The following is a 22,206-nucleotide window of genomic DNA, read 5'->3' on the forward strand; positions in this document are numbered from 1 at the left end:
GAGTCAACCCGCCACGAAGAAGAACTCGCGACGGGCTGCGGGAAGTTGAGCGGACGTCAGTCGGCGGCAGGGATCCTGTACTCGAAAACGAACTGGTCAGCGGCCATGAGGGTGTCGCACACCTCGACCACGAGCCCCGCGGTCGTCCGGGCCTCACGGATCAGGTGAACCACCGGCGCACCCGGGCTGAGTGCCAGCTCCGAGGCTTCCGCCTTGGACGCCGGCCGCGCTTGCAGCGTCTCGACGAACTCCGCGAACTCATGCCCGTGGTCTTCGAGTCGGGCGTAGATGCCACCGCCGCCGGGGTTCTCTGCGAACAGCTCCGGGATCTCCTTCACGACATCCCAGGGCAGGTAGGACGAGGCGGTCTCGACCGGGGTGCCGTTGCGGAAGTAGAGGCGCCGACGGGCAAGCACCTGCGTGCCAGCCGGGACGCCCAGACGTTGGGCGGCATCCTCGGGCGCGTCCATGGGCCCGATGTAGAGCACGCTGACCTTGGCGGTGGCGCCGGACTGCGCGGACTCCGCGAGGTAAGCCGCCTGCCCTCCCTGCCGAAGCGAGCGCCGGAAGCGATCGGAGGAGCGATGCCGCACCGGAGGCCGGCTCTGCACGATCGAGCCCTTGCCGTGCCGAGTCTCGACCAGCCCACTCGCCCGCACCTCGACCATGGCCTTACGGATCGTCCCGCCGGACACGCCATAGCGATCCACCAGCTCAGACTCACTCGGCACCATGTCACCGGGCTTGAGAACCCCCGCCCGGATCTGCTGCACGATCTCTTCCGCGATCTGCACGTACCGAGGCCCGGAACCGACCCCTCCAGCAGCAGTTCCCATAGTCCTTCTCTGCCTCCTATGCTCCTTTACATGAGTCAACCACAGGAAGCGACACCGTCCCCCCTGCACTCCGTGTCCGTGGCCGGAGTAGTGGTGCGCGAGGACGGCCGCCTCCTGGCGATCCGCCGAGCCGACAACGGCACCTGGGAGCTCCCCGGCGGCATCCTCGAACTCGACGAGACCCCGGAGGCCGGCGTCGCTCGCGAGGTCCTGGAGGAGACAGGCATCCACGCCGAGGTGGACGAACTCACCGGCGTCTACAAGAACTTGACCCGCGGCATCGTGGCCCTGGTCTTCCGCTGCAAGCCCTCCGGCGGCACCGAACGCACCTCAAGCGAGTCCACAGCCGTCTCCTGGCTCACGCCCGACGAGGTCAGCGAGCGCATGTCCGAAGCCTTCGCCATCAGACTCCTGGACGCCTTGGACGGCAACGGCCCCCACGTACGCAGCCACGACGGCAAGCGCCTCATCCCAGCGGGATAGGACTTTCTCTCCTTCATCAAGGCCCGCGCACGGCGCGGGCGCGCGCCGCCTCTGCGGCGCGGCCTGCCTCCTGTCTGCGCCCCGGCTGGCCGCGCCCGGCGGCGCGCTGCGTGCATGCGGGCAAGGGCGGGATGTTCCCCGCAGGTCAAGGACGATGCCTCCGGCGGGGGATCGGCCGGCACCGGGTGGGAGGGGGCGCCGTTCCCGGCCGCGGGCAGATCGTGGTGAGCGTGGTGGGCTCCCATCCCGTCCACCGTCGACCCAGGCAGAGCCGAGCAGACGCGGCCCATGGCGTCCAGGTCGTTCGTACAGTGGCGCGCTCCACCTGGACGCCATGAACCACGCCCGCTCCACGGTGTGTGGGTCGACGGCGCACGGGATGGGAACTAGTACTCCAGTTGCACTTCTCCATTTGTCCTGGTCACAGGGTCTTTTGTGAGTCTAGTGAGCTGACGCTCCATCAGGGTGGTGGTGGTTCGTGACTCACCCGATCGGGGTGCGTTGAACCAGTCATGGGGACGGAGAGCGATGTCGAAGTAGGTCTGTGGGATGCCGAGTTGGAGTCGTTGCTGCAGCGGGTGGGCGGGCGCTTCGGCCGCGTTGAGCCCCGGCGGCGGATGCGGGACTACGTGCGCGGCCTGCTGGGCCCGGTGGGCAGGAAGAACAGCTGGCAGATGGCCGAGTACGCGGGCCACGGCACCCCGCATGGACTACAGCGGCTGCTGTCATGGTGCCAGTGGGACCCGGAGCAGATCCGCGACGACCTGCAGGACTACGTGGCTGAGAGGCTCGGGCAGCCAGGCGGCGTGCTGATCGTCGACGACACGGGCTTCCTGAAGAAGGGCACCGTCTCCGCCGGGGTGCAGCGGCAATATTCCGGCACCGCGGGCCGTACGGAGAATTGCCAGATCGGGGTGTTCGCCGCCTACGCTTCTGCCAGGGGCCGGGCGCTGGTGGACCGCGAGCTCTACCTACCCAAGTCCTGGACTGAGGATCCCGATCGGTGCCGCGCGGCCCGGATCCCCGAGGAGAAGTCCTTCGCTACCAAGCCGGAGCTGGCACGTGTCATGGTTCAGCGGGCGCTGGACTCTGCTCTGCCGATTGCCTGGGTGACCGCGGATGCGGCCTACGGGCAGGAGTGGCACTTCCGGCGGATGCTGGAAGAAGCCGGTGTGGGTTACGTCCTGGCGGTGCCCAAGTCGCAGCAGGTCAAGTCGCCTGCGGGGAGCTGGCGTATCGACCATGTCCTGACCGGAGCCCCGCCCGATGCCTGGGAGCGAATCTCCTGCGGGGACGGCGCGAAGGGGCCGCGGGTCTACGACTGGGCCGCAGCCAAACTGCCCACCATCGAGGGCTCAGACCCTGCCCACTACCGCTGGGTGCTGGCCCGCCGCAGCCTGGCCCGTCCCGAGGAGGTCGCCTGCTACCTCGCGTTCGCCCCGGCTGACACCGTCGTCACGGAGTTGGTCCGGGTGGCCGGCGCCCGGTGGGCCATCGAGGAGTGTTTCCAGGCCGCCAAGAACGAATGCGGCCTGGACCAGTACGAAGTCCGCCGCTATGTCGGCTGGTACCGCCACATCACCCTTGCCATGCTCGCGCACGCCTTCCTGGCCGCCATGACCGCCCATGCCCTCGAAAGGGGGGCCGAAGAAACGGTTCGAGCGGCCTCGTTCCCCTCTCCGTGGCAGAAGTCCGGAGGCTCCTGGACCTTGCCCGTCCCTCCGCGGCCCGGCATCGGTCACCCGCGCACCGGCTCCACTGGTCCCACTGGCGCCGACGCCATCAGGCCATCGCCCGCCACGGCCACTACCAGCGCCGCACGCACCCTGATCGGGTGAGTCACGAACCACCACCACCCTGATGGAGCGTCAGCTCACTAGACTCACAAAAGACCCTGTGACCAGGACAAATGGAGAAGTGCAACTGGAGTACTAGGGAGAGTGGCGGGCGGGCCACTCCACATGGCAATTCCTGGATTCTCACCCCGTCACCCCTAGTCACCCCTTAGCCTGACTGAATAGCGAAATCGAGAAGGCTTGCAGATAACCGCTCACGTTTGACGTAACCGTCAAATACAGACAGAGAACAGGGCTAGAGAAGTGGCTGACCCGACCGAGTTGATGTTGGCCGACCTCTCACAGAGGTACGCGGACATGAATATTTCGAATGCATTCCTGCGACTTTACGTGAGTGACGCGCGCTTCGGTCGCGCTTTCGCTAGCCTCCACGAGCGACTGAACGAGCATTTCGAGTCCATAAACGACAGAGCCGAGACGACCAAGCATTACTGGGCCGAGAACAGCAGACAAATGCTCGCACTGGCCAGAGAAGTGAACGACTTTCTCCACTCTCTTAAACATGCCGGTCTAGAAGTGCACTTGGCACGACCCTACACGGCTGCCATGAAGAGTTGCCAGTCATGGCTGGCCCGTAGCGGGGGTAGCACCGTTCCGGATGACTTTGAGCAGATCGAGATCATCAAATACGCGCCGGTTTTTTCTCGCCCAGACACTGAGATCAAACTCAAGAAGTCCGCAGAACGCAATCAGTTGCAGCTGATCGGCGAGGGGTCGTACGCGAAGGTCTTCTCATTCACCGACAATGACTATGGAATCAAATTCGCACTTAAGCGCGCCAACAAGGGCCTAGGGGAACGCGACCTCTACCGGTTTCGGAAAGAGTTCGAGATCCTCAAAGAACTGAGCTTCCCTTATATCGTACAGGTGTTTCAATTCGATGAAAATCGAAACGAATACAAAATGGAGTTCTGCGAATCCACACTTCGAAACTACATCAAGAGGCGCAATAATCAGCTACCGTTCTCCTCACGGAAGAGAATTGCGCTTCAATTCTTGTACGGCATAAATTATATCCACAGCAAGAACCTACTCCATCGCGACGTAAGCCTACAAAACGTCCTAGTGAAGACCTTCGATGGCGGAGCCGTTCTCGTGAAGCTCTCAGACTTCGGCCTCGTAAAAGACAGGAACTCAGAATACACCCGGACGAGGACCGAGATGCGCGGAACAATCCGGGACCCCCTACTGGTCAGCTTCAAAGAATACGACGTTCGCAATGAAATCTACGCGATCGGGTGGGTGCTTTCCTACATATTCACCGGCAGGGAAGCCCTGATGTCTCAAACAAATGCGCCGAGTCAGATCGTGCGGAAATGTACAGCACATGATGTTGCTGACAGGTACCAGAGCGTACGTGAACTAATCGGCGACGTTGAGAAACTAGAAGCGACTCCGACCACTACGGACGCGCCAGCTTGACATCTGATACCAACTTAACGCCTGTGACGGCACCTGAGTGTCTAACCTGGCCGAAGCTGCTGCCGGTAGATAGCCTCCGTCGTCGCCTGACTGGTGTGGCCGACAAGCTGGGCGATGCGCTCCAGCAGGATGCCGTGGTTCGGCCTCGCTCGTCGCTGAGGATCACCGCCGTTCGTTGCCCGCCAAGGTCGTTTTTCCTCGCTTCCCTCGGGGAGCCCCACCTTGACGGACTCCTCGCCGGCGGACAGGAGAGCGACCATCGAGCGACGACCCGAACGGTTGCCAGCCCGGCCGAGGACTCAAGCTGCAATAAGTCGCCTAGCATTAGTTATCTTTATGAAGTCGTAGTGAGATTCCTCATCCCGGGTCATAGCAATGATTTCCACGGGCGGAAATGAGAGTTCCCAATAGCCCATTTTTCGGATGCTGGTCACATCCTCTCGGCAACCGTAGATGACCAAGACATCCAAATCGCGTGGTTGCTCCGACCGCAGCATCGATCCGAACACCCAGATCTCCATGCCGGGGAAGCCGGCGGCGCACTCGCATAGCTCATCGAGGATTGGCCAACGCCGCCTCAGGTCCATCTATCGCGGACTTTACTGGCAAAGTCATCCAATCTATACAGGGGAACATTGGCTTCGCGAGCGCTAGTAACCACCCGCTTCCCGAATCCTTGTGCTGAAGGGTTCGTGATAACTAGGGCATCGATGTCGAGGCTTGGGTACTCGTCAAGAATTCCGGAAAATCCTTCATCGGTCAGCTCGTAGCGGTCGTGGGTCACCACGGTCAACGATCGGAGCCCATTGGTTCGCTGCAGCTCCCACGCCCGATGACCTCGACGAGTCACGGAGATCACAGCTCTTGTGGAAAACATGCGCTTCCTGAAATATGACTCTTCAGGGTGGATGTAATCAGAGATGTCGTCGAGGAATGTGATCGCACGGTTGAAGCCACCGAAAGTATCCACACAAACACCAAGTTCCAGTGCCCGTGAATGGACGTCAGGGTCAACCGGCCGCCTGGTCACGATTACCATGCCCGCTTCGGGGAGATTTCCAAGCGCCTCTTCAAGCATTGGCACGGTAAATGGCAAGCTGTCCGGCTCCACGCAGTATCCGGTAGCATCTGGCCGGCCTGCGCGCGCCACCCTCACACCGCAGTCGCCGACAGCCTGGACGGTTCTCCCGGAGTCCTTGAGCTGTTTGACCACCCATGATCGGATGCTCATGTATCACCCTTCATAATCGAGTCTATCCCCTCCGGAAATCGCGTGGACCCTGGAGTCCAGTTCCCCTCCAGGTGACGCTCCTCAAGCTGCTGCGCATGTATGGCAAAAATATCGAGAGTTGTCTTCTCTGCGACTGTCAGCAAGTCACGATTCGATTGGAGGAGGTGCAGCAAGGCCCTGTTATTCGGGATGACCGTATCCACCACATGCCGACTCCACTGATCGGCGCGGGTGTCATCGAATACGTCATCGAGTGGGCCGTATAGCTGAAAGACTGCCCGGTTGGCGCCCAGGAGGGGTTCTATGGCGGCTCGCGCTTCAGCCCTCGACGTGAACTGCGGCGTCCCGAAAGCGATGGCACGCGCTCGCTGAGTCCGCTCTTTCCAACGGCGCAATATTCCCGCAGGGTACTGACTAGGGCCTTTGTCAATCATGGTATGGCACGTAGGGCACAGTACGAGAATGTTCGTCGGGTCAGCACGCTCTGACTCGGTGAGGTCCGCACCTTCTGTTGCGCGAGGCCCCTTGGTACTTGCTGGAATGATGTGTGCAAGCTCCGCCACGTGCACCTGGTCTACAAAGGCATGTAGATCAACTCGACATCCCGGATTTTGACAGTGGCCGCCAGATTCTGACCAGAGTATGTCTTTTGCAGATTGTGAGAGCTTTACCCGATTTGTCGATCTTGCTGCCACCCTTGCAACCTCCAGGAACAGCCGTACGAACCCAGACCATTGAAAGGCCCTGGATGCCATTGTCCCACTGGCCAAGACCCCCGGCATGGGATTTGAGCACATAACGATGTTGGCAGCCCAGCTCAGCGAAGCCGCGGTCCGACCGTAGCGCGTGACCACCTGGACGACTGGAACGGAAGACCCGCTTAGCGGCGCACCAAGAGCCAGGGCTGGGCGAACACGGACCTGTAGCCAGTGAGTGTCTAACTGCGTGACAACGCCGACGAACGGCGGCGGACACCCGCGCACACCTACGGACCATCACAGCAGGTGAGGGGCACACCGGCCCCAGGTCGAGCCACCGCCCAAGTTGCTTCGGGAAGAAGCGGTCGCGGGTTCAAATCCCGCCACCTCAACAGGGAAGTACCAGCTCAGGGCAGTGGGTCAGCTGATCTGCGAAGCGGGTTGACTCTCCAGTAGTGCTTCCACCGTCAGGGTTCCTGCCAACGTGCCAGTCAGCCATTCCGCGAGGTTGATGCCCTGAGGCCAGTGCTCTCCCTCATGGGTGCACCACATGGCGCCCGCAGGATCGCGGAAGTCGACCAGCGACCAGATGGTGCAGCCCCAGTCGTAGATCAGCACTAGGCCGGCGGGGATGCGGCCGGACGGATCCGGACCGTCCTGGTACAGCTCAGCGATGTCCGCAAAGTTGCCTTGCGCAGGCCCTCCGCTCACTCCCAGGATTCCTTCGTCTGGGCCGAATCCGCCGTTGGCGACTTCGAGGTACAGGTGCCGTAGGAGGGGAGGCAGCGGGAAGCCGATGGCTTCTTCCGCCTCGGTGACAGCCTCCGCAGTTGCGGGTGGTGGCAAGGTCCTAGTCCGGGCTACGGTCCGCAACACCTCCACAACCTCATCATCAGTCACCGGCTCAGCCTCTCAACCGGGAGCGGTGGCGGCCATACCTTCGAGGGCTGGAACCAAACAGTCACTCGCCATTGTGGGCCGCCCCGATCGCCGGCCGTCTCTGGGCCGTGCGAGGGCGCTCGGCGGTGACCGACGGCGACAACCAGTGACGGGTCACCTACCCGCGCGGTCGGTGAACGGGCAGGTCAAGGGCCCCTGGCCGAACGGGTTTCCTTCGAGGGGTGGCTGCCAGGCAAGACGGGGTGTTTCTGGCTACCTGCCCGATGACATCGTGTCGCGTATGGACGCACTCTTCGACATGCCTCAGGCCGACGTTTCCGAACAGGCTGTCATCGCCCATTTCCGCCTGAGTGGGGAGCAGTTCGGGGAACCGGACGAGCGTGCTGCACTCTACGATGCGGAACGCGCGATGACGGATGCCGTTGAGAACACCGGAGTTGGCGAGGTGGACGGGAATGAGTTCGGCGGCGGTGAGGCTGTGGTGTACGCCTACGGGCCGAATGCTGACGCCCTCTTCAAGGTCATGGAGCCAACGCTGCGGGAACTTCCCTTTCGACCTGCGTACGTCGTTCTTCGTCGTGGCGATGCCGAGGCCGACGCGTCTCGGGTGGATCTGTGACTGTCCACGACGAGAGGACGTGCCAGATCCGTGCCAGATCGTACGGGGAACTGCGGGGAACACCAGGGAACAGGCCAAGAGCTGAACCGACGGCAACTCTGCTCCGGCGCAGGTCAGCAAGGCGACGCCTCCCAGACCACCTGAGCTTCCCAAGCTAAGAGTCGGTTATAGCATCGCGCATGCGGCGAGGTAGCCCCTGCCAGTCCTCCATCGCGCCCTGGATCAGTCGCTGTAGGCGTTCTCGACTCTCAACCCTGAGTATGTCCCGCAGGCAGGCGCAGTCAGCCAAGTCCCTGTTACCGGTGATGCACACGTATATACCCGCGATCTGCAAGCCCCTCGCGGCCGCCGAGAGCTTCGCATCAATCGGCAGCGGGATCCTCCGGACCAGCTCCTGAGCAAAGATCCGCTCGATCCTGGGGCGCCCTAGCAGGCCGAAGAGGCCGCCGGCAGCGCGACCAACGGCATCATGTAGCCGGTCTTTGCCCTTGAGGATGCTGCGTGCCAGCTCGGCGAGATCACCGCAGCCTCTGCGGCGATGGCGTTTTACGAGGGTCTTCCACGTCTCGTCCGAGACGTAGGCCGATGCACGCTCAGCAATGACAGCAGGACCACCTTGTTCGATGACGTCCATGCATAGCCGTGCCGCCTTCTCCGCTCTCTGACGCTCTTGAGTGGCTTGCGTCGGAGGCTGAGGGCGTCGTTGGGGCCGATTGGCGGCCCTGGGCGTGGCCGCCTGCCGCGGAGCTCGACGCGGCGCTTGGGCACGCTTTGCAGGTTGCTTTCGGGGCGTGGGGACGCGCCCTGCTGGCCGATCGAGGTGGTGATGACACCGCACGTCTGGGCCAGTCACTCGGTTCTTGCACAACGTCCCGTCGTCGGTCTGCGCACGGCACCGATACACCATGCCGGAAGTGTGTGGACGGAGTCAGAAGCCGGACAAGTATGCCTAATCGGCCAACAAGGTGCCCGCGCTCCCCGTCGGGCTACCGCAGTCGAGGCCGACGTAGCGCAACGTGGAGGGCAGCCCGGGTTGGTGCCCGAACTGCCCTCCCCGCGTGGAACAGAGGCCTTCATCGGCAGGCGCCGTCTTGCGGCCTCCTCTTCAGATGCGGTGAGGCTCGTTCACCGCCAGGAGGTGACCGCGGCTGGTCGCAACGCGGAGCACGTCCCGTAAAGCACCGGTCAGTTCCTGAGCCAGCCGTCGCAGGTCCTCCGGGCCCGTGTCCTGATCAACGAAGGTTTCGGAGGCCTGCTCCAGCAATTCAGCCGCCGTGCCGAGTTGGACCGCTTCGATGTTGTCCGCCAGGCGGCTCATGTAGCCGTCCCTGTCATCGGTGCTGAGGTAGCAGGGCTTGCCCTCCGGCCCCGACCACGGGAGAAGCCGCAGTTCGTTCTGTGCCGTCATCCGTGCCTCCGCCTCTCATCGATCACGTAGTGGGTGGTGAAGACCGCGTCGACCCGATCCCCTGGGAACACCAGGAGTGCGGCCTCGACGACTCGGCCGGTGGAGTCGGTCGCCACGCGTGTGATCGCGAGGACTGCCGCGGCGGAGCCGATCCGGAGAGCTGATGTCTCGTCCGGTGTCGGTGGGCGGGCGCACACCGTCTCCCGGACAGCGGACGGCGGCGGGCTGAGGACGGCGAATCTCGTGACTGCCTCCCGGCACGAGGACGCGTCGTCGAGTACTCCGGCGGGTGCCAGGTCGCGGGGGATGTAGATGCGGGCCAGCCCGTGCGGTGACTCCCCCTCGTGGCTGATGCAGAAGAACTCTGTGAGAGGGCTGCCCGCCGGCACTTTCAGCAAGGTGGTCAGGTGCCCGTGCGACTGAACCGTTGTGGTGCGAACGGTGACTCGCAACGCCGCTTCGGCGGCGGTCCACGGGTCCAGCGTCCCCCATCCGCCGACGTACATGATCTTGCGGAGGGGGCGTCGGACGAAGTTCCCCTTGCCGTGGATCTTCTCGACGAGACCCTCCCCCTGGAGCACCGCGAGGGCACTTCGCAGTGTCACCGTGCTGACCTTGTACCGGTCGGCGAGGCCGACCTCTGACGGAAGACGTTCGCCGGGCTTGATGCGACCGGTCGTGATCTGGTGCCGGAGGTCGTCGGCGATGTCGTGATGGCGAGAAGGCACGGACCGGCTCACCGCCTTCTCAGCATGCGCACGGCAACGAGCCTGGTTCGCGTGTGTATGGTCAGCAGCTCGCCCGATTCGAACAGGATCTGCTTGGCGCCCTGGGAGAGTTGGAAGAGGTCTCTCACCCGGCAGGCTTGGCCGCCGAGTTGGATGATGTCGCCGCGCTGCACAGTGGTCGCGGTGACCTCGATGCTGGAGACCAGTGCGCCGCTGGGTGCCCAGTCGCTCAATGCTTCACCTCCGCAGACGTGGCCCGGTCGGACGCCGAGTGGCACGGGCAGTCACACGTTTCGTAGACCACCGGGAGGCCGACCGGCGCCGAGGCCGGAGAGGACTCCGCGCAGGCGGAGTGCGTGCCGATCCGGCAGGCGGTCGAGCGGTAGGGGATGGCCGAGACGTCCGTGATGTGCGGCTGTCGGCGAGGCGGCATCAGCGGACCCCCGCGAGGGACGACCAGGCATCGGCCGACAGGTGGGGAGCGACGACCATCGGGCACAGTCGTACTCGCTTCTCCCAGGCAAGCACGTACGGGCGGACAAGCTCGGTGTCCTCACCCCTGAGGAGGTGTCGGTGGTTCGCGCTGTCGGAAGCGCGGGCCAGGTCGACCGTCGTCGCGTCAGCGGACGCAGGCCAGGCCGGGGCGGCCAGCGGCAGGGCTGGCGTTAAGGGACGGCGGTGCCTGCCCTTGGGGAAGTGCCGCGCTCTGGTGAGGGAGACGGCGCGGCGGATACGGTTGAGCACGCTGTTCAGCTCCTATCGCTGATGGCTCGGTCCCCCGACATCGCCCGTCGTGGGGACCGCTTTGCGTACGACCGCCCAGAGGGTGCGGCCGTTCATGCTGGTGGCCAGGAGTCCGAACCGATCGGCCTCAGCCACCACTTGCAGGACCTCCCGCCATGACTCGGCGGAGAGCGATTCCGGTATCTCCGCTTCGACCGACGTGTGTAAGGCGTGCTCCTCCAGGCGCGCGGGGAGCCCTACGGCGGACAGCCGGGCGGCGATGGCCGCCGCGCTAACTCCCGAAGCGGGCACAGGGCAGCCTCCGTCACCGACGATCACTTTAAGTGAAGCTAGTTAACTAGATTAGAGCTAGTGGACTAGATTTTCCATATGCCTGAGCAGCCGCCCTATCTCCGCATCGCCGACGAGCTTCGCCAGCGCATCGCGGAGCACGTATGGGAGCCGGGTGACCGCCTGCCGTCCCGCGCCCAGATCGGCCAGGAGTGCGGCGTGGGCGAGAACGTGGTCCGCCGGGCTCAGGAGTTGCTGATCTCGCAAGGCGTGCTGGAAGGCCGCGCCGGATCGGGCACGTACGTCGCCGAACCCCGGAAGCGGGTGCGGGTGGTCCGTTCATCGGCGCGCGAGCAGCCCCAAGGGTCCCCGTTCCGCGCGGACATGAAGGCGCTGGGCAGACAGGGCGACTGGGAGAGCCGAACCGACGCCAAGGTGCCGGCTCCAGCGGAGATCGCGGCCCGGCTCGGCGTCGCCGAGGGCAAGCTGTGCGTCCGGACGGTGTACGAGTTCCTGTCGGACGGCAGACCCGTACAACTGTCGACGAGTTGGGAGCCGTACGACCTCACCGCCGGCACTCTCGTCGTCCTCCCCGAGGGAGGGCCACACGCCGGGGCGGGCGTCGTGAACCGTATGGCCGCGATCGGCATCACCGTCAGCCACGCCGTGGAGCAGCCGGAACCACGACAGGCGACCGTCGAGGAGGCGTCCCTGTTGGGTATCCAGAAGGCGGCGCTCGTGACGCACATCCGGCGTACGTACTACAGCGACCAAGGGCGACCCGTGGAAACGGCGGACATCGTGGTGCCCGCCGCCCACTGTGAGATCGTCTATGAGATCCCGATCAACCGCTAAGCGGACCCAGCGAAGTCATCTGCTTAGCGGCGGCTACCGCCCAAGGCGCCATCCGGATCGTCTAGGGCGGATCGTGCCAGCTCGCGGAAGGGGCTCAAGCTCGGCCAACGGGCACGTATGGACGATGACGGGTCGCTCCGCCTGGCTGACTCCAGCCCATGCCTTATGAGCGTGCTTCTCAGAACGGACCCGTAAGCCCGTGCTACTGATAGGGCTTCCGCGGCCACGACGCCCGGCCCGGCTAGAGCCACGGCGCTCTCGGCCTTCGAGAGCGCCGACATGAGTCGGCGCGCCTCGGCGGACCGCTCCATCAGGTCTGCCGGTACTGAGCCCTCTGTCGAAGTGAGGGCGGAGATCGCGGGAGCAAGTTCGTCTGCTGCGTTTGCGAACCGGGCGTAGGCATCAGCACGAGCCTGCCGCTGCCAGTGCTCGTGCTGCGAGCGGCGCTGGGAGTTCCCCGTATTCTTGGCCGCGCGTATGGCCCCGAAGGCACCGAGTCCCGCTCCAACTACAGCCGCTGCAGCGGCAATTGATGCCGTTCCCCCTAGATTCATTGGCTCATTATGCCAAGCACTGACACGGGACCAAGGGTGGACTTCAGGTCCACTTAAGTCGCTGCTTACGTGGCGACTTCTGACATCCACGGCTGACATCAACGAGGCCGGACGACGGCACACAGCAGCACCCCCGCACGACCGTCGGACCAGCCGCCGACGGCCCCAGGGGCGGGCGTGGATCGAACTCCTAAAGCGGGTGTCGCAGGTTCGAATCCTGCCGGGGGCACCACGCGTTACCGCTCTGACCTGGGGTTTCCCCCCAGGGAGGCGCTCTGTTCGGCTTCGGACTCCTCGTCCGGGGCCGTTTGCGTGAGCGGACGGAGAGTTGATCTCCCGAATATCTCCCAAAGGATCAGCCTCATCCGGCACGGATCCCGGGCCGAGCCTCTCGCGCCGTCGGGCTCTGTGGCTCCGCTGGGAGCGCTGTTCTCGGGGGTGGGGCGCGCGGTACGAGCCGGGATGCGGCCTCGTCGATCGTCAGGTCCGGTCAGCTACGAAAAATCGCGCCCATCCGTTCTGCCCCGACCGGATACGACGCGATGAACAGGCTGGACGGGCCCGAGATCAGGAACTGGCCCCGTCGGCCCCCTCCTGCCGACCGCCGAAGGGCAGGCCCGCCAGCAGAGCGCGCCGGCTGGCCCTGACATGCTCACGCATGACGCGCTCGGCGCTGTCGCCGTCCTTTTCCAGGATCAGCTCCAGGACGAGGTGGTGCTCACGGTCGGACTGGACGGCGCGGCCCGGCTGGCTCAGCGAGGTGTTCACCAGCCGGGAGTACGCGAGCTGGTTCATCAGCACCCGGTAGTGGGCCTGCAGCTTGCTGTTGTCGGAGCCGGCTATGAGCAGGTCGTGGAACTCCTGGACCAGCGCCGCGTACCGTTCCCGGTCGTCCTGCTCCACCGCCGCATCGGCCTCGCGCAGGTTTCGCTCGAGCGAGTCGATCTCCGGGACACGGCCGCGCTGAGCGAGGAGACGCGCGGCCGCACCCTCCATGAGTTCCTTCATCTCGAAGAGTTCCGTGATCTCACGGCGGGAGGGAATGGTGACGAACGTCCCGACGCGGGGCCGGATCTCGACGAGCCCTTCGGTCTGCAGCTGCTTGAGGGCCTCGCGCACCGGCGTACGACTCACACCGAACTCGTCCGCGAGGGCAGCCTCCGAGAGTGAAGCTCCGGGTTCGACATCGCCTTTGATGATGCGCCTGCGCATTTCGGCGATCACCGTGGCCTGCATCGACCCGTTCTTCGGTTCGCTCTTCGCGCGATTCACCGAGTGCTCCTTCCATCTCCCGTACTGCCCACTGGACACTGGATCATCCCAGAGACGTGAGTGCCCCGCCGTCGAAGAACCTTCCCGCGCTGTAGACCATGGGATGAAGCTCGGTGACCGCGGCGTGCACCACTCGGCAGATGAAAATGGTGTGGGTACTGGCCTGGAGCCGCTCTCGAATCCGCACTTCCATCTGCGCGCTGCTCCGGGCGATCAGCGGACTGCCGAACGGGCCGCTCTCCCAGTCCAGGTCCTTGAACTTGTCAGCGGCTTTGCTCGCGAACGTGCCGACGACGTCGAGCTGGTCGGTGGACAGGATGTTGATCGCGAGGTGATCCGCCCGGAACAGACAGTCATGGGTGGACGAGGTGTGCTGGACGCACACCATCACGGTGGGAGGGTCGAGCGAGATGCTCGAGAACGCGTTGACGGCCAGCCCTCTGGGGGTCTCTCCATCCATCGCGGTCACGACCGTGACCCCGGTGACGAACTGCCGGTTCACCTGCTTCATCACGTCGATGTCGAGGGTGGAGGCAAGCGCGGCCATGAGGGTGCTCCTTGTCATCTTGATCGTCAGTCCTGTCCCACACTGATGATGCCCAGCGCCGCGAGCAGAGCCCGGGGATCCCACGTCACGTACTCCTCGACGATCCGGTCCCCCTCGAAGCGGGCGAACGTGGCGCCGCCGATGTCCACGCGCCGCTTGGTGGACGGGACACCGAGGAAGGAATTCACGTGCGTTCCGCTGCTGTGCCAGCGGATCGCGACCCTGTCACCTTCGATCACGATGTCGTCGATGACGGTGGTCAGGTCCGGGAACGCCGCACGTGTGGAGACGATTGCCGCCTTGAAGGAGTCCAGGTTCTGGGGGTGCGGGTCGGTCCCGTGGCGCAGGTAGGCCGGGCTCAGCAGCACGTCGAGTGCGTCGACGTCGCCCTGCCCCCAAGCCTCGGCCCATACCGTCTCGATTCGTTCCCTACGGGCGGCGTCGGTGTGCGCCATCTCTTCCCCTTCCACAGTGACGGCTTTCTGGAATACGCGGTCCGTCCGCCGGCGCGAACGGGAGAGCCCGCGCCCTGTCGGAGACAACAAGAAGAGCCGAGAAGGAGGAAGCGGAACCCGTTCGCTTCTCCTCCGCCACGCCCTCGGCTGTGCCGTGCATGGCGGTTTTTCACTGCTCCCCGACGGCTGGGCAGCCGCGACTTCCGCACCCGTTCGAAGGTGAACGGCCATGGAACCCCTGGGTCCACCAGGCTGAACCCCGGCCCGCGTTGGCATACAAGAAGCAGTAAGGCACGCCACAGAGGGAGCGTCAAGGGATCGGCGGCACCGGATTGCTTCCCCAACCCCACTGACCACCAGAACATGCAGCTCAAGTGCCCTTTAGCAGGTGTCGACCCAAAGGCCTGGAAGGCGTGCGAAGGCCATTCGGACCGGACCTCTTGACCCGTTTGCCAGCACGTGCCTATCGTCCTGTGCCATGCAAGAGAGCTTGGAACTCACTGACGAGAGCATCGGTCTCCGCAAGCTCGTGCTCTACCGTGACGTCGTCCTGACCGAGGCGGGCGAGGTGCCCGCGCGACCCGCGTGGCGCGCCAGCGTCGCCGCGGTCATACGGAATCCATGGGTGGACTCCGGCCCTTCGGCCGACCTGTCCCTGGAGCAGGCTCGTATCGCACCGGTACTCGCGAAGCTGCTGACCGACCGGCTCATCACTTCCCTGGGCGGTGCGGACGAGATCGAATCGTTCGGCAAGGCCGCCATCGTCGGCACGGCAGGCGAGATCGAGCATGCCGGGGCACTCATCCACACCCCGTACTTCGGGAACCTGGTGAGAGAGTTCCTCCAGGGCGAGTCCATCATCTGTTTCGCCGACACGCGTGCCGAGGCCGGAGAGTCGCTGATCATCCCCCTCTGGCACAAGAACCACGCCGCGACGCGCAGTCATTACCAGACCATCAGCGCCCGTGTGTCCGACGGACCTCGTGCGGACGAGATCGTCGTCATCGCGGCCGCGTCGACGGGGCCGCGCCCGCATCCCCGTATCGGGGACCGTATGACCGACCCCGTCGTCACCACCGAAACCCTGGAGGTTATTCCCTCATGAGCGTCCGCAGGATCGTGACCGTCGTCGAGGAGATCCGCGCCGAGGGCGGCCGGGAGCTCGACCGTCCCGCCCGGATCGCCGTCGTCGCGGCGGTGATCGAGAACCCCTGGGCCGGCCGGGGCTTCGTCGAGGATCTGGGCCCCGGCATCGAGGCGAACGCCTCCGACCTCGGCGCACTGCTGGCTCCGGCGGTCCTCGACGCCCTCGGGGCCCCCGCCGAGGCATACGGCAAGGCCGCCATCGTCGGTCTGGACGGCGAGATCGAGCACGGCTCGGCGCTGATCCACACCCTCAAGTTCGGCGACCACTTCCGCAAGGCGGCCCATGCCACCACCCTGCTGCCCGCGGTCGAGAAGCGTGGGCCCGCCGGCGTGGTCTTCGACATCCCGCTGAAGCACATCACGGACGCCACGATCCGTTCGCACCACCAGAGTTTCGAGGTCCGCATCAGCGACGCCCCGCACCCGAACGAGATCGTCATCGCGCTCGCCGCCGCCGCTCAGGGACGCCCCCAGCAGCGCCTGGCGCCGCTCACGACCGAACAGTAGGTGCTCCATGAGCAAGCCGACCGTGGTCCTTCTGCACGGCGTCGGGCTCGACCACACCATGTGGGAGCCCATCGCCGCGCTCCTGGCCGACCGCTTCACCGTGATCACCCCCGACCTGCCGGGCCACGGCACCCGCCCGCCGGTGAGCGACGGAGTGACGCTCGGGGACCTGGCCGACGGGGTGGCCGATGAGATCCCGCTCGGCTCGCACCTGGTCGGATTCTCACTGGGGGCGCTGGTCGCCCAGCACCTGGCTCTGCACCGGCCCGAGCTGGTGGCCACCCTGACCTCGGTCAGCTCGGTGTGCGAGCGCACGGCCGAGGAGCGGACCTCCGTCCTCGACCGGCTGCGCACCGCGGAGGCCGACTTCCCGGCGAGCGCGGCCGCGTCCCTCAAGCGGTGGTACGACGGTACGGACGTCGGCGCCGACCGGGTGGCCCGCACCGAGGCCACGCTGCTCGCCAATGACGTCGGCTCCTTCCTCGGCTGTTATCGCGTGTTCGCCACGGCGGACGCGGAACTCGGGCCGGACCTGGGTGCCATCGTCGTACCCGCACTGGCGGTGACCGGGGAGAACGATCCCGGCTCCACCCCGGAGATGACCCGTCGGCTCGCCGCGGCGCTTCCCGACTGCCGTGCGGTGGTCGTCCCCGAGGCGCGTCACATGCTGCCCGTCGAGCGTCCCCAGGCGCTGGTCGACTCCCTCACGACCTTCCTCGGAGAGTGTTCACATGTCTGACCTCACCACGTTGCAGCACTTCATCGGCGGCGAGCGGATGGAGCCCGCGTCGGGCGAGTACTTCGAGAGCACCAACCCGGCCACCCGCGAGGTCCTCTACCGGGCCGCGCGCGGCGACGCCGCCGACATCGACCGGGCCGTCGCCGCCGCGAAGAGTGCCTTCGAGGACCCGCGCTGGCGCGACCTCAGCCAGACCCGGCGGGGGCACCTGCTGCGCCGCCTCGGTGACCTGATCGCCGAGAACGCCGAGGAACTCGCCCGGATGGAGACGCTGGACAACGGCAAGCTGCTGCGCGAGATGCGAGGACAGCTGGCCACCCTGCCGGAGTACTACCACTACTACGCGGGGCTCGCCGACAAGATCCACGGCGACTTCATCCCCACCTCCGACCGCCAGGTGCTGAACTACACGAACCGGGAGCCGCTCGGCGTCGTAGGGGCGATCACGCCCTGGAACTCCCCGCTGACGCTGACCAGCAGCAAGCTGGCCCCGGCTCTCTGCGCCGGCAACACCGTCGTGATCAAGCCCTCCGAGTACACCTCGGCGACCGTCGTCAGGCTTGCCGAGCTGGCCCTGGAGGCGGGCTTCCCGCCGGGCGCGGTCAACGTCGTCACCGGGTTCGGGGCCGAGGCGGGACAGGCCCTGGTCGACCACCGCGACCTCGCGAAGATCTCCTTCACCGGCAGCACCGCCACGGGGGCGCGGATCGCGGCGGCGACCGCGAGCCGGTTCATCGGCTCCACGCTCGAACTCGGCGGCAAGTCCCCCAACATCGTCTTCGAGGACGCGAACATCGCGAACGCGGCGATGGGCGTCGTGGCCGGCATCTTCGCCGCCGCCGGACAGACCTGCATCGCGGGCAGCCGCGTCTTCGCCCACCGGTCGGTCTACGACGAGCTGCTCGAGCGGGTCGCCGAACGCGCCAGGACCATCCGCATCGGCGACCCCCTGGACGCGGCGACCGAGCTCGGCCCGCTGGCCTTCGCCGACCAGCGCGACAAGGTGGCGGGATACGTCGATCTCGGACGCAGCGAAGGCGCCCGGGTGCTGACCGGCGGGCAGCCCACCGACGGCGGGCTCGGCGGCTGGTTCTACGAGCCCACCATCCTCGTGGACGTCGACAACAGCATGCGCGTCGTCCGTGAGGAGATCTTCGGACCCGTGCTGGCCGTCATGCCGTTCGACACCGAGGAGGAGGTCGTCCGGCTGGCCAACGACACCGACTACGGGCTCGCGGCCGGCGTCTGGACGACGAACCTCGCCCGGGCGCACCGGATGGCGGCCCGGCTCGACGCCGGGACCGTCTGGGTCAACACCTACCGGGCCATGTCCCCCATGTCCCCACGGCAGGGTTTCAAGACCAGCGGCGTCGGTGTCGAGCACGGCACCGAGTCCATCAAGGAGTACACCCGCCTCAAGAGCGTGTGGATCAACACCAGCGACGAGCCGGTGGCCGACCCGTTCACCATGCGGAGCTGACAGGAGCCGACATGCCACAGGTCGCCATCACCCTCGCTGAGGGCCGCACCCCGGAGCAGATCCGGGCCCTGCTGCACGAAGTGCACGCAGCGGTCCTGCGCACCACGAACACCCGGCCCGAACACATCCGTGTCGTCGTTCACGAGGTTCCCCGGTCGCACTGGGCCACCGGCGACGTCACCCTCACCGAGATGGACTCCGCCGGCACGGGACAGTCCGGCTCGACCACCGACAGACACAGCGGCCAGGACACCGCACGGCACCTGGCCGGCCCGCAGGACGAGGAGCAGTCATGAGGTTTTCGTTGTTCGTACACATGGAGCGCTGGGACGAGGAGGTCAGCCACCGCCAGCTCTTCGAGAACCTCACCGAGCTGGCCCTGATGGCCGAGGCGGGCGGGTTCGGCACCGTGTGGATCGGCGAGCACCACTCGATGGAGTACACCATCTCCCCCAGTCCGATCCCGATCCTCGCCCACCTGGCCGCGCAGACCACGACCATCCGCCTCGGCGCCGGGACCATCGTCGCCCCGTTCTGGAACCCGATCCGCGCCGCCGGTGAGTGCGCGCTGCTCGACGTCATCAGCAACGGCCGGATGGAGGTGGGACTCGCCCGGGGCGCCTACCAGTTCGAGTTCGACCGGCTGGCGGGCGGCCTGTCGGCCCGCGACGGCGGCAAGCACCTGCGCGAGCTCGTGCCCGCCGTCCGGGCGCTCTGGCAGGGCGACTACGCCCACGACGGCGAGATCTGGAAGTTCCCGACGTCGACCAGCGTGCCCAAGCCGGTGCAGCAGCCCACCCCGCCCATGTGGATCGCCGCCCGCGACCCCGACTCCCACGACTTCGCCGTCGCCCAGGGCTGCAACGTCATGGTCACCCCGCTGATGAAGGGGGACGAGGAAGTCGTCGACCTGAAGCAGAAGTTCGACACCGCGGTGGCCAACCACCCCGAGGTGTCGCGTCCCGAGCTGATGGTGCTGCGGCACACCCACGTCCACTCCCCCGACGAGCCCGACGGGTGGCGCCCGGCCGCGGAGGCGATCGGCCGGTTCTACCGGACCTTCGACGCCTGGTTCGGTAATAAGACCACCCCTCGGAACGGGTTCCTCGACCCCAGCCCGGAGTCGAAGTTCGAGGGCCGCCCCGAGTTCGCGCCGGAGTCGCTGCACAGGACGGCGATGATCGGCACCCCTGCCGAAGTGATCGAACGGCTGCGCGCCTACCAGGAGCTCGGCGTCGACGAGTACAGCTTCTGGATCGACACCGGCCTGTCGCACGAGGAGAAGCGCACGTCGCTGGAGCTGTTCATCAAGGAGGTCATGCCGGCGTTCCAGTAGGCCGGCTCTGTCCGGCGGAGTCGTAGCCCAGGAGAGTCGGCGACTGTGCTCGGAACACGCCCTGGGCTCGGACTCGGTTTTCCAGGCGGTCAACCGCAACTCGCCTGCCTTGCCCGGCAGGTTGCGCCCCTTTCGCGACCAGGGCAGCCGCCTGGACCCCCAAGCCCCTTCCACACACCCCTGGTCAACGAAATCGTGCACCCGGCCGAAGGTGAAGATCGGTGAGCGGCTCGACACCCGCAGCCACACCACCTTCACCGGCCGGGTCGTCACCACCCGCCACCTGGCCTCGGCCCACAGGTGTGCAGCGGCAGAGCGTTCGACATCTCACGGATGGCCCCGCCCTGGTGAGACTCCACAGCCGCCCCCACCCCCCACTGAAGCAGCCTCCTTTCCCCGTCCCCAGGAGCACGCCATGTCCCACGATGCCTCGGCACCGGTGTACGGCAGCGCGGTCACCAAGGTCGAACCCTTCGGGGTCGACCACATCCCCGACAACGAGCGCCACGGCAGGCCCAGTTCGCAGTTCTTCGTCTGGTTCGCGGCCGGCCTCAACTTCCCGATCATCCTGCTCGGCTTCAGCGCGGCCTGGTTCGGGCTGAGCTTCGGCGCCGCCGTCACCGCCATCGTCATCGGCGCGGCGCTCGGCTCACTGCTGATGGCCGTGATGTCCCGGATGGGCATACGGCTCGGCGTGCCGCAGCAGATCCAGGCCCGCGGCCCGCTCGGCTTCTTCGGCAACTTCGTGCCCGTGGCATACATCAACGTCTTCTCCGGAGTCGGCTGGGCGGCGGTCACCGTCATCCTGGGCGGCAAGGCGTTCGCGGAGCTGACCCATCTGCCGTTCTGGCTGTGCGGCGCCGTGCTCACGGCCATCGAACTGGTGGTGTCGATCTACGGCTACAACATGATCAACTACCTGCAGAAGGTGCTGACCTACATCCTGACTCCGCTCTTCCTGCTGATCACCGTGGTTGCGGTGGTGCGCGGCGGGAGTCTCTTCCACGCCGACTCGCACGCGTCCGGGTACATCGGCTCCACCGGCGGCTGGATCACCTTCGGCGGCTGGTTCCTTTCCTTCCTGGTGGCCTGGGCGCCGTTCGCCTCGGACTACTCCCGCTATCTGCCGGACACTCCCGACGTCGTCACCCGCACCGCCTGGTACACCGGCCTCGGCAACTTCGTCACCATCTGCTGGCTGGGCATCCTCGGCGTGGTCGTCGGCGGCAGCGCCACGAGTTCCGACTCGATCACCGCCCTGCACGAACTGGCCGGTCCCTTCGCGGTCCCCGCCCTGCTCGCCGTCGGCCTGTCCGCCCTCGCGCAGAACTTCCTCAACGTCTACGGCGGCGCGATCTCGGTCCAGACGCTGAAGATCCCGGTCACGCGCTCGCAGGCGGTCACCGTCATCTGTCTGCTGGCCTATGTGATCAGCCTGTGGGGCGAGTCGGGTACGGAGGCCAAGTTCAAGGTCTTCCTCAACCTCACCGCCTACTTCATCGCCCCCTTCGCCGCCGTGCTGCTGCTCGACTTCTACCTCGGCGGCCGCTCCGACCCGTCCCGCATCGAGGAGCTCTACGACCGGCGCCGGGTGCTGGACTGGGGCTTCGTCGCCTGGGCCGGCGGGGTCGCCGTCTCCGTCCCGTTCTGGCAGTCCAGCTTCTACACCGGGCCGTTCTCCAAGGCGTACCCGGGCGCGGGCGATCTGAGCATGTTCGTCGCGGCCGGTGCGGGGGCGGTGCTGTACCTGCTGACGTACCGCCTCAAGCCCCTGTGGGTCCGCGACGGCGCGACCTCACCCGGGGCACATGCCGAGAACCCGACGGCCTTGACGGACTTCTGACGAGGCGTCGGGGATCGGGCGGCGCCGCTGTGCGGTGCCGCCCGATCGGCGGCCGGCCGCCCGCCACGCCGCGGCTCTTCATCCGGCTGCGGGCATCGCTGCGTGGGGTGCGGCGTAAGCCGATGGAACCGACGGCATGCGCTGAGAGTGTGGCACCGTCGAGTGCGGTGCTTCATCAGCCTGCCCGACCAACAGGGGTGGGGGGTGCGGGGGCGCCTCCAAAGGCTTGTGGATCGATTCGTCGGCGTTCTCGCGTGCTGTGCCGTCGACGGGCACG

The 22,206-nt window shown here is 66.0% G+C and carries 25 protein-coding genes and 2 pseudogenes; 13 read left to right on the forward strand and 14 right to left on the reverse strand.

Annotated features, from left to right (window positions below; all coding sequences use genetic code 11):
* Positions 1-56 precede the first annotated feature (56 nt).
* The gene (locus tag ACZ7M2_RS19060) at positions 57-836 is read right to left on the reverse strand and encodes a GntR family transcriptional regulator (RefSeq protein WP_471596232.1); all 780 of its coding nucleotides are present in this window, start codon (positions 834-836) and stop codon (positions 57-59) included.
* An 18-nt stretch (positions 837-854) separates the two neighbouring features.
* On the opposite strand from ACZ7M2_RS19060, the gene ACZ7M2_RS19065 reads away from it, so the two are divergent.
* The 3 genes and pseudogenes from ACZ7M2_RS19065 to ACZ7M2_RS19075 all read left to right on the forward strand — a co-directional run bounded on the left by ACZ7M2_RS19065 (position 855) and on the right by ACZ7M2_RS19075 (position 4,597).
* A complete protein-coding gene (locus ACZ7M2_RS19065) occupies positions 855-1,319 on the forward strand; it encodes an NUDIX hydrolase (RefSeq protein ID WP_471596233.1) in 465 nt (154 codons plus the stop codon).
* A gap of 512 nt (positions 1,320-1,831) precedes the next feature.
* Positions 1,832-2,980: pseudogene (locus tag ACZ7M2_RS19070) on the forward strand (IS701 family transposase); the annotation flags it as partial.
* Positions 2,981-3,418: 438 nt separating this feature from the next.
* Complete coding sequence (locus tag ACZ7M2_RS19075) at positions 3,419-4,597, forward strand: protein kinase family protein (RefSeq protein ID WP_471596234.1); 1,179 nt, start codon at positions 3,419-3,421, stop codon at positions 4,595-4,597.
* A gap of 299 nt (positions 4,598-4,896) precedes the next feature.
* Here ACZ7M2_RS19075 and ACZ7M2_RS19080 read toward each other — a convergent pair whose 3' ends face one another.
* Both ACZ7M2_RS19080 and ACZ7M2_RS19085 read right to left on the reverse strand, forming a co-directional pair.
* Positions 4,897-5,184: a nucleotidyltransferase domain-containing protein gene (locus ACZ7M2_RS19080; RefSeq protein WP_471596235.1), complete on the reverse strand. Its 288-nt coding sequence runs from the start codon at positions 5,182-5,184 to the stop codon at positions 4,897-4,899.
* On the reverse strand, positions 5,175-5,708 hold the full coding sequence (locus tag ACZ7M2_RS19085) for a hypothetical protein (RefSeq protein ID WP_471596236.1): 534 nt from the start codon (positions 5,706-5,708) through the stop codon (positions 5,175-5,177). The genes ACZ7M2_RS19080 and ACZ7M2_RS19085 overlap by 10 nt, the downstream gene beginning before the upstream one ends.
* Before the next feature lie 191 nt (positions 5,709-5,899).
* On the opposite strand from ACZ7M2_RS19085, the gene ACZ7M2_RS19090 reads away from it, so the two are divergent.
* On the forward strand, positions 5,900-6,094 hold the full coding sequence (locus tag ACZ7M2_RS19090) for a hypothetical protein (RefSeq protein WP_471528849.1): 195 nt from the start codon (positions 5,900-5,902) through the stop codon (positions 6,092-6,094).
* A 165-nt stretch (positions 6,095-6,259) separates the two neighbouring features.
* Here the strand turns inward: ACZ7M2_RS19090 and ACZ7M2_RS19095 are convergent.
* Both ACZ7M2_RS19095 and ACZ7M2_RS19100 read right to left on the reverse strand, forming a co-directional pair.
* Positions 6,260-6,625: pseudogene (locus ACZ7M2_RS19095) on the reverse strand (HNH endonuclease signature motif containing protein); the annotation flags it as partial.
* Between the two features lie 321 nt (positions 6,626-6,946).
* Positions 6,947-7,426 (reverse strand): SMI1/KNR4 family protein, encoded by a 480-nt coding sequence (locus ACZ7M2_RS19100; RefSeq protein WP_471596237.1) that lies wholly within the window; start codon positions 7,424-7,426, stop codon positions 6,947-6,949.
* 280 nt (positions 7,427-7,706) lie between these two features.
* Between ACZ7M2_RS19100 and ACZ7M2_RS19105 the strand changes: the two genes are divergently transcribed.
* Positions 7,707-8,045, forward strand: a complete 339-nt coding sequence (locus ACZ7M2_RS19105; RefSeq protein WP_471596238.1) for a hypothetical protein — start codon at positions 7,707-7,709, stop codon at positions 8,043-8,045.
* Positions 8,046-8,199: 154 nt separating this feature from the next.
* On the opposite strand, the gene ACZ7M2_RS19110 is transcribed toward ACZ7M2_RS19105, so the two are convergent.
* The 6 genes from ACZ7M2_RS19110 to ACZ7M2_RS19135 form a co-directional block, all read right to left on the reverse strand.
* A complete protein-coding gene (locus tag ACZ7M2_RS19110) occupies positions 8,200-8,679 on the reverse strand; it encodes a hypothetical protein (RefSeq protein WP_471596239.1) in 480 nt (159 codons plus the stop codon).
* Positions 8,680-9,150: 471 nt separating this feature from the next.
* On the reverse strand, positions 9,151-9,453 hold the full coding sequence (locus ACZ7M2_RS19115) for a hypothetical protein (RefSeq protein WP_471596240.1): 303 nt from the start codon (positions 9,451-9,453) through the stop codon (positions 9,151-9,153).
* On the reverse strand, positions 9,450-10,193 hold the full coding sequence (locus ACZ7M2_RS19120; protein WP_471596241.1) for a GntR family transcriptional regulator: 744 nt from the start codon (positions 10,191-10,193) through the stop codon (positions 9,450-9,452). Before ACZ7M2_RS19120 ends, ACZ7M2_RS19115 begins: the two co-directional genes overlap by 4 nt.
* Positions 10,190-10,414, reverse strand: coding sequence for a hypothetical protein (locus tag ACZ7M2_RS19125; protein ID WP_471596242.1), 225 nt, complete (start codon positions 10,412-10,414; stop codon positions 10,190-10,192). The genes ACZ7M2_RS19120 and ACZ7M2_RS19125 overlap by 4 nt, the downstream gene beginning before the upstream one ends.
* A 199-nt stretch (positions 10,415-10,613) precedes the next feature.
* Positions 10,614-10,925, reverse strand: coding sequence for a hypothetical protein (locus ACZ7M2_RS19130; protein ID WP_471596243.1), 312 nt, complete (start codon positions 10,923-10,925; stop codon positions 10,614-10,616).
* Between the two features lie 12 nt (positions 10,926-10,937).
* On the reverse strand, positions 10,938-11,216 hold the full coding sequence (locus ACZ7M2_RS19135) for a hypothetical protein (RefSeq protein ID WP_471596244.1): 279 nt from the start codon (positions 11,214-11,216) through the stop codon (positions 10,938-10,940).
* Positions 11,217-11,294: 78 nt separating this feature from the next.
* On the opposite strand from ACZ7M2_RS19135, the gene ACZ7M2_RS19140 reads away from it, so the two are divergent.
* Positions 11,295-12,050 (forward strand): GntR family transcriptional regulator, encoded by a 756-nt coding sequence (locus tag ACZ7M2_RS19140; RefSeq protein ID WP_471596245.1) that lies wholly within the window; start codon positions 11,295-11,297, stop codon positions 12,048-12,050.
* A 1,121-nt stretch (positions 12,051-13,171) separates the two neighbouring features.
* Here ACZ7M2_RS19140 and ACZ7M2_RS19145 read toward each other — a convergent pair.
* From ACZ7M2_RS19145 to ACZ7M2_RS19155, 3 genes are read right to left on the reverse strand one after another with little or no spacing between them, the layout of a single operon-like run.
* A complete protein-coding gene (locus tag ACZ7M2_RS19145; RefSeq protein ID WP_471596246.1) occupies positions 13,172-13,876 on the reverse strand; it encodes a GntR family transcriptional regulator in 705 nt (234 codons plus the stop codon).
* A 43-nt stretch (positions 13,877-13,919) separates the two neighbouring features.
* A complete protein-coding gene (locus ACZ7M2_RS19150) occupies positions 13,920-14,423 on the reverse strand; it encodes a flavin reductase family protein (protein WP_471596247.1) in 504 nt (167 codons plus the stop codon).
* Between the two features lie 26 nt (positions 14,424-14,449).
* Complete coding sequence (locus tag ACZ7M2_RS19155; RefSeq protein WP_471596248.1) at positions 14,450-14,878, reverse strand: ester cyclase; 429 nt, start codon at positions 14,876-14,878, stop codon at positions 14,450-14,452.
* Positions 14,879-15,356: 478 nt separating this feature from the next.
* Between ACZ7M2_RS19155 and ACZ7M2_RS19160 the strand changes: the two genes are divergently transcribed.
* The 7 genes from ACZ7M2_RS19160 (at position 15,357) to ACZ7M2_RS19190 (ending at position 21,929) form a co-directional block, all read left to right on the forward strand.
* Positions 15,357-15,983 (forward strand): amino acid synthesis family protein, encoded by a 627-nt coding sequence (locus tag ACZ7M2_RS19160; protein WP_471596249.1) that lies wholly within the window; start codon positions 15,357-15,359, stop codon positions 15,981-15,983.
* Positions 15,980-16,531 (forward strand): amino acid synthesis family protein, encoded by a 552-nt coding sequence (locus ACZ7M2_RS19165; protein WP_471596250.1) that lies wholly within the window; start codon positions 15,980-15,982, stop codon positions 16,529-16,531. Before ACZ7M2_RS19160 ends, ACZ7M2_RS19165 begins: the two co-directional genes overlap by 4 nt.
* Before the next feature lie 7 nt (positions 16,532-16,538).
* A complete protein-coding gene (locus ACZ7M2_RS19170; RefSeq protein ID WP_471596251.1) occupies positions 16,539-17,270 on the forward strand; it encodes an alpha/beta fold hydrolase in 732 nt (243 codons plus the stop codon).
* Complete coding sequence (locus ACZ7M2_RS19175) at positions 17,263-18,750, forward strand: aldehyde dehydrogenase (protein WP_471596252.1); 1,488 nt, start codon at positions 17,263-17,265, stop codon at positions 18,748-18,750. The genes ACZ7M2_RS19170 and ACZ7M2_RS19175 overlap by 8 nt, the downstream gene beginning before the upstream one ends.
* Positions 18,751-18,761: 11 nt before the next feature.
* Positions 18,762-19,046 carry a tautomerase family protein gene (locus tag ACZ7M2_RS19180; RefSeq protein ID WP_471596253.1) on the forward strand — a complete coding sequence of 95 codons (285 nt, stop codon included), beginning with the start codon at positions 18,762-18,764 and terminating at the stop codon, positions 19,044-19,046.
* A complete protein-coding gene (locus ACZ7M2_RS19185) occupies positions 19,043-20,086 on the forward strand; it encodes an LLM class flavin-dependent oxidoreductase (protein WP_471596254.1) in 1,044 nt (347 codons plus the stop codon). The genes ACZ7M2_RS19180 and ACZ7M2_RS19185 overlap by 4 nt, the downstream gene beginning before the upstream one ends.
* Positions 20,087-20,501: 415 nt before the next feature.
* The gene (locus ACZ7M2_RS19190; protein ID WP_471596255.1) at positions 20,502-21,929 is read left to right on the forward strand and encodes a purine-cytosine permease family protein; all 1,428 of its coding nucleotides are present in this window, start codon (positions 20,502-20,504) and stop codon (positions 21,927-21,929) included.
* The last annotated feature ends 277 nt before the right edge of the window (positions 21,930-22,206 follow it).

The sequence above is a fragment of the Streptomyces sp. NPDC111507 genome, from assembly GCF_055638955.1.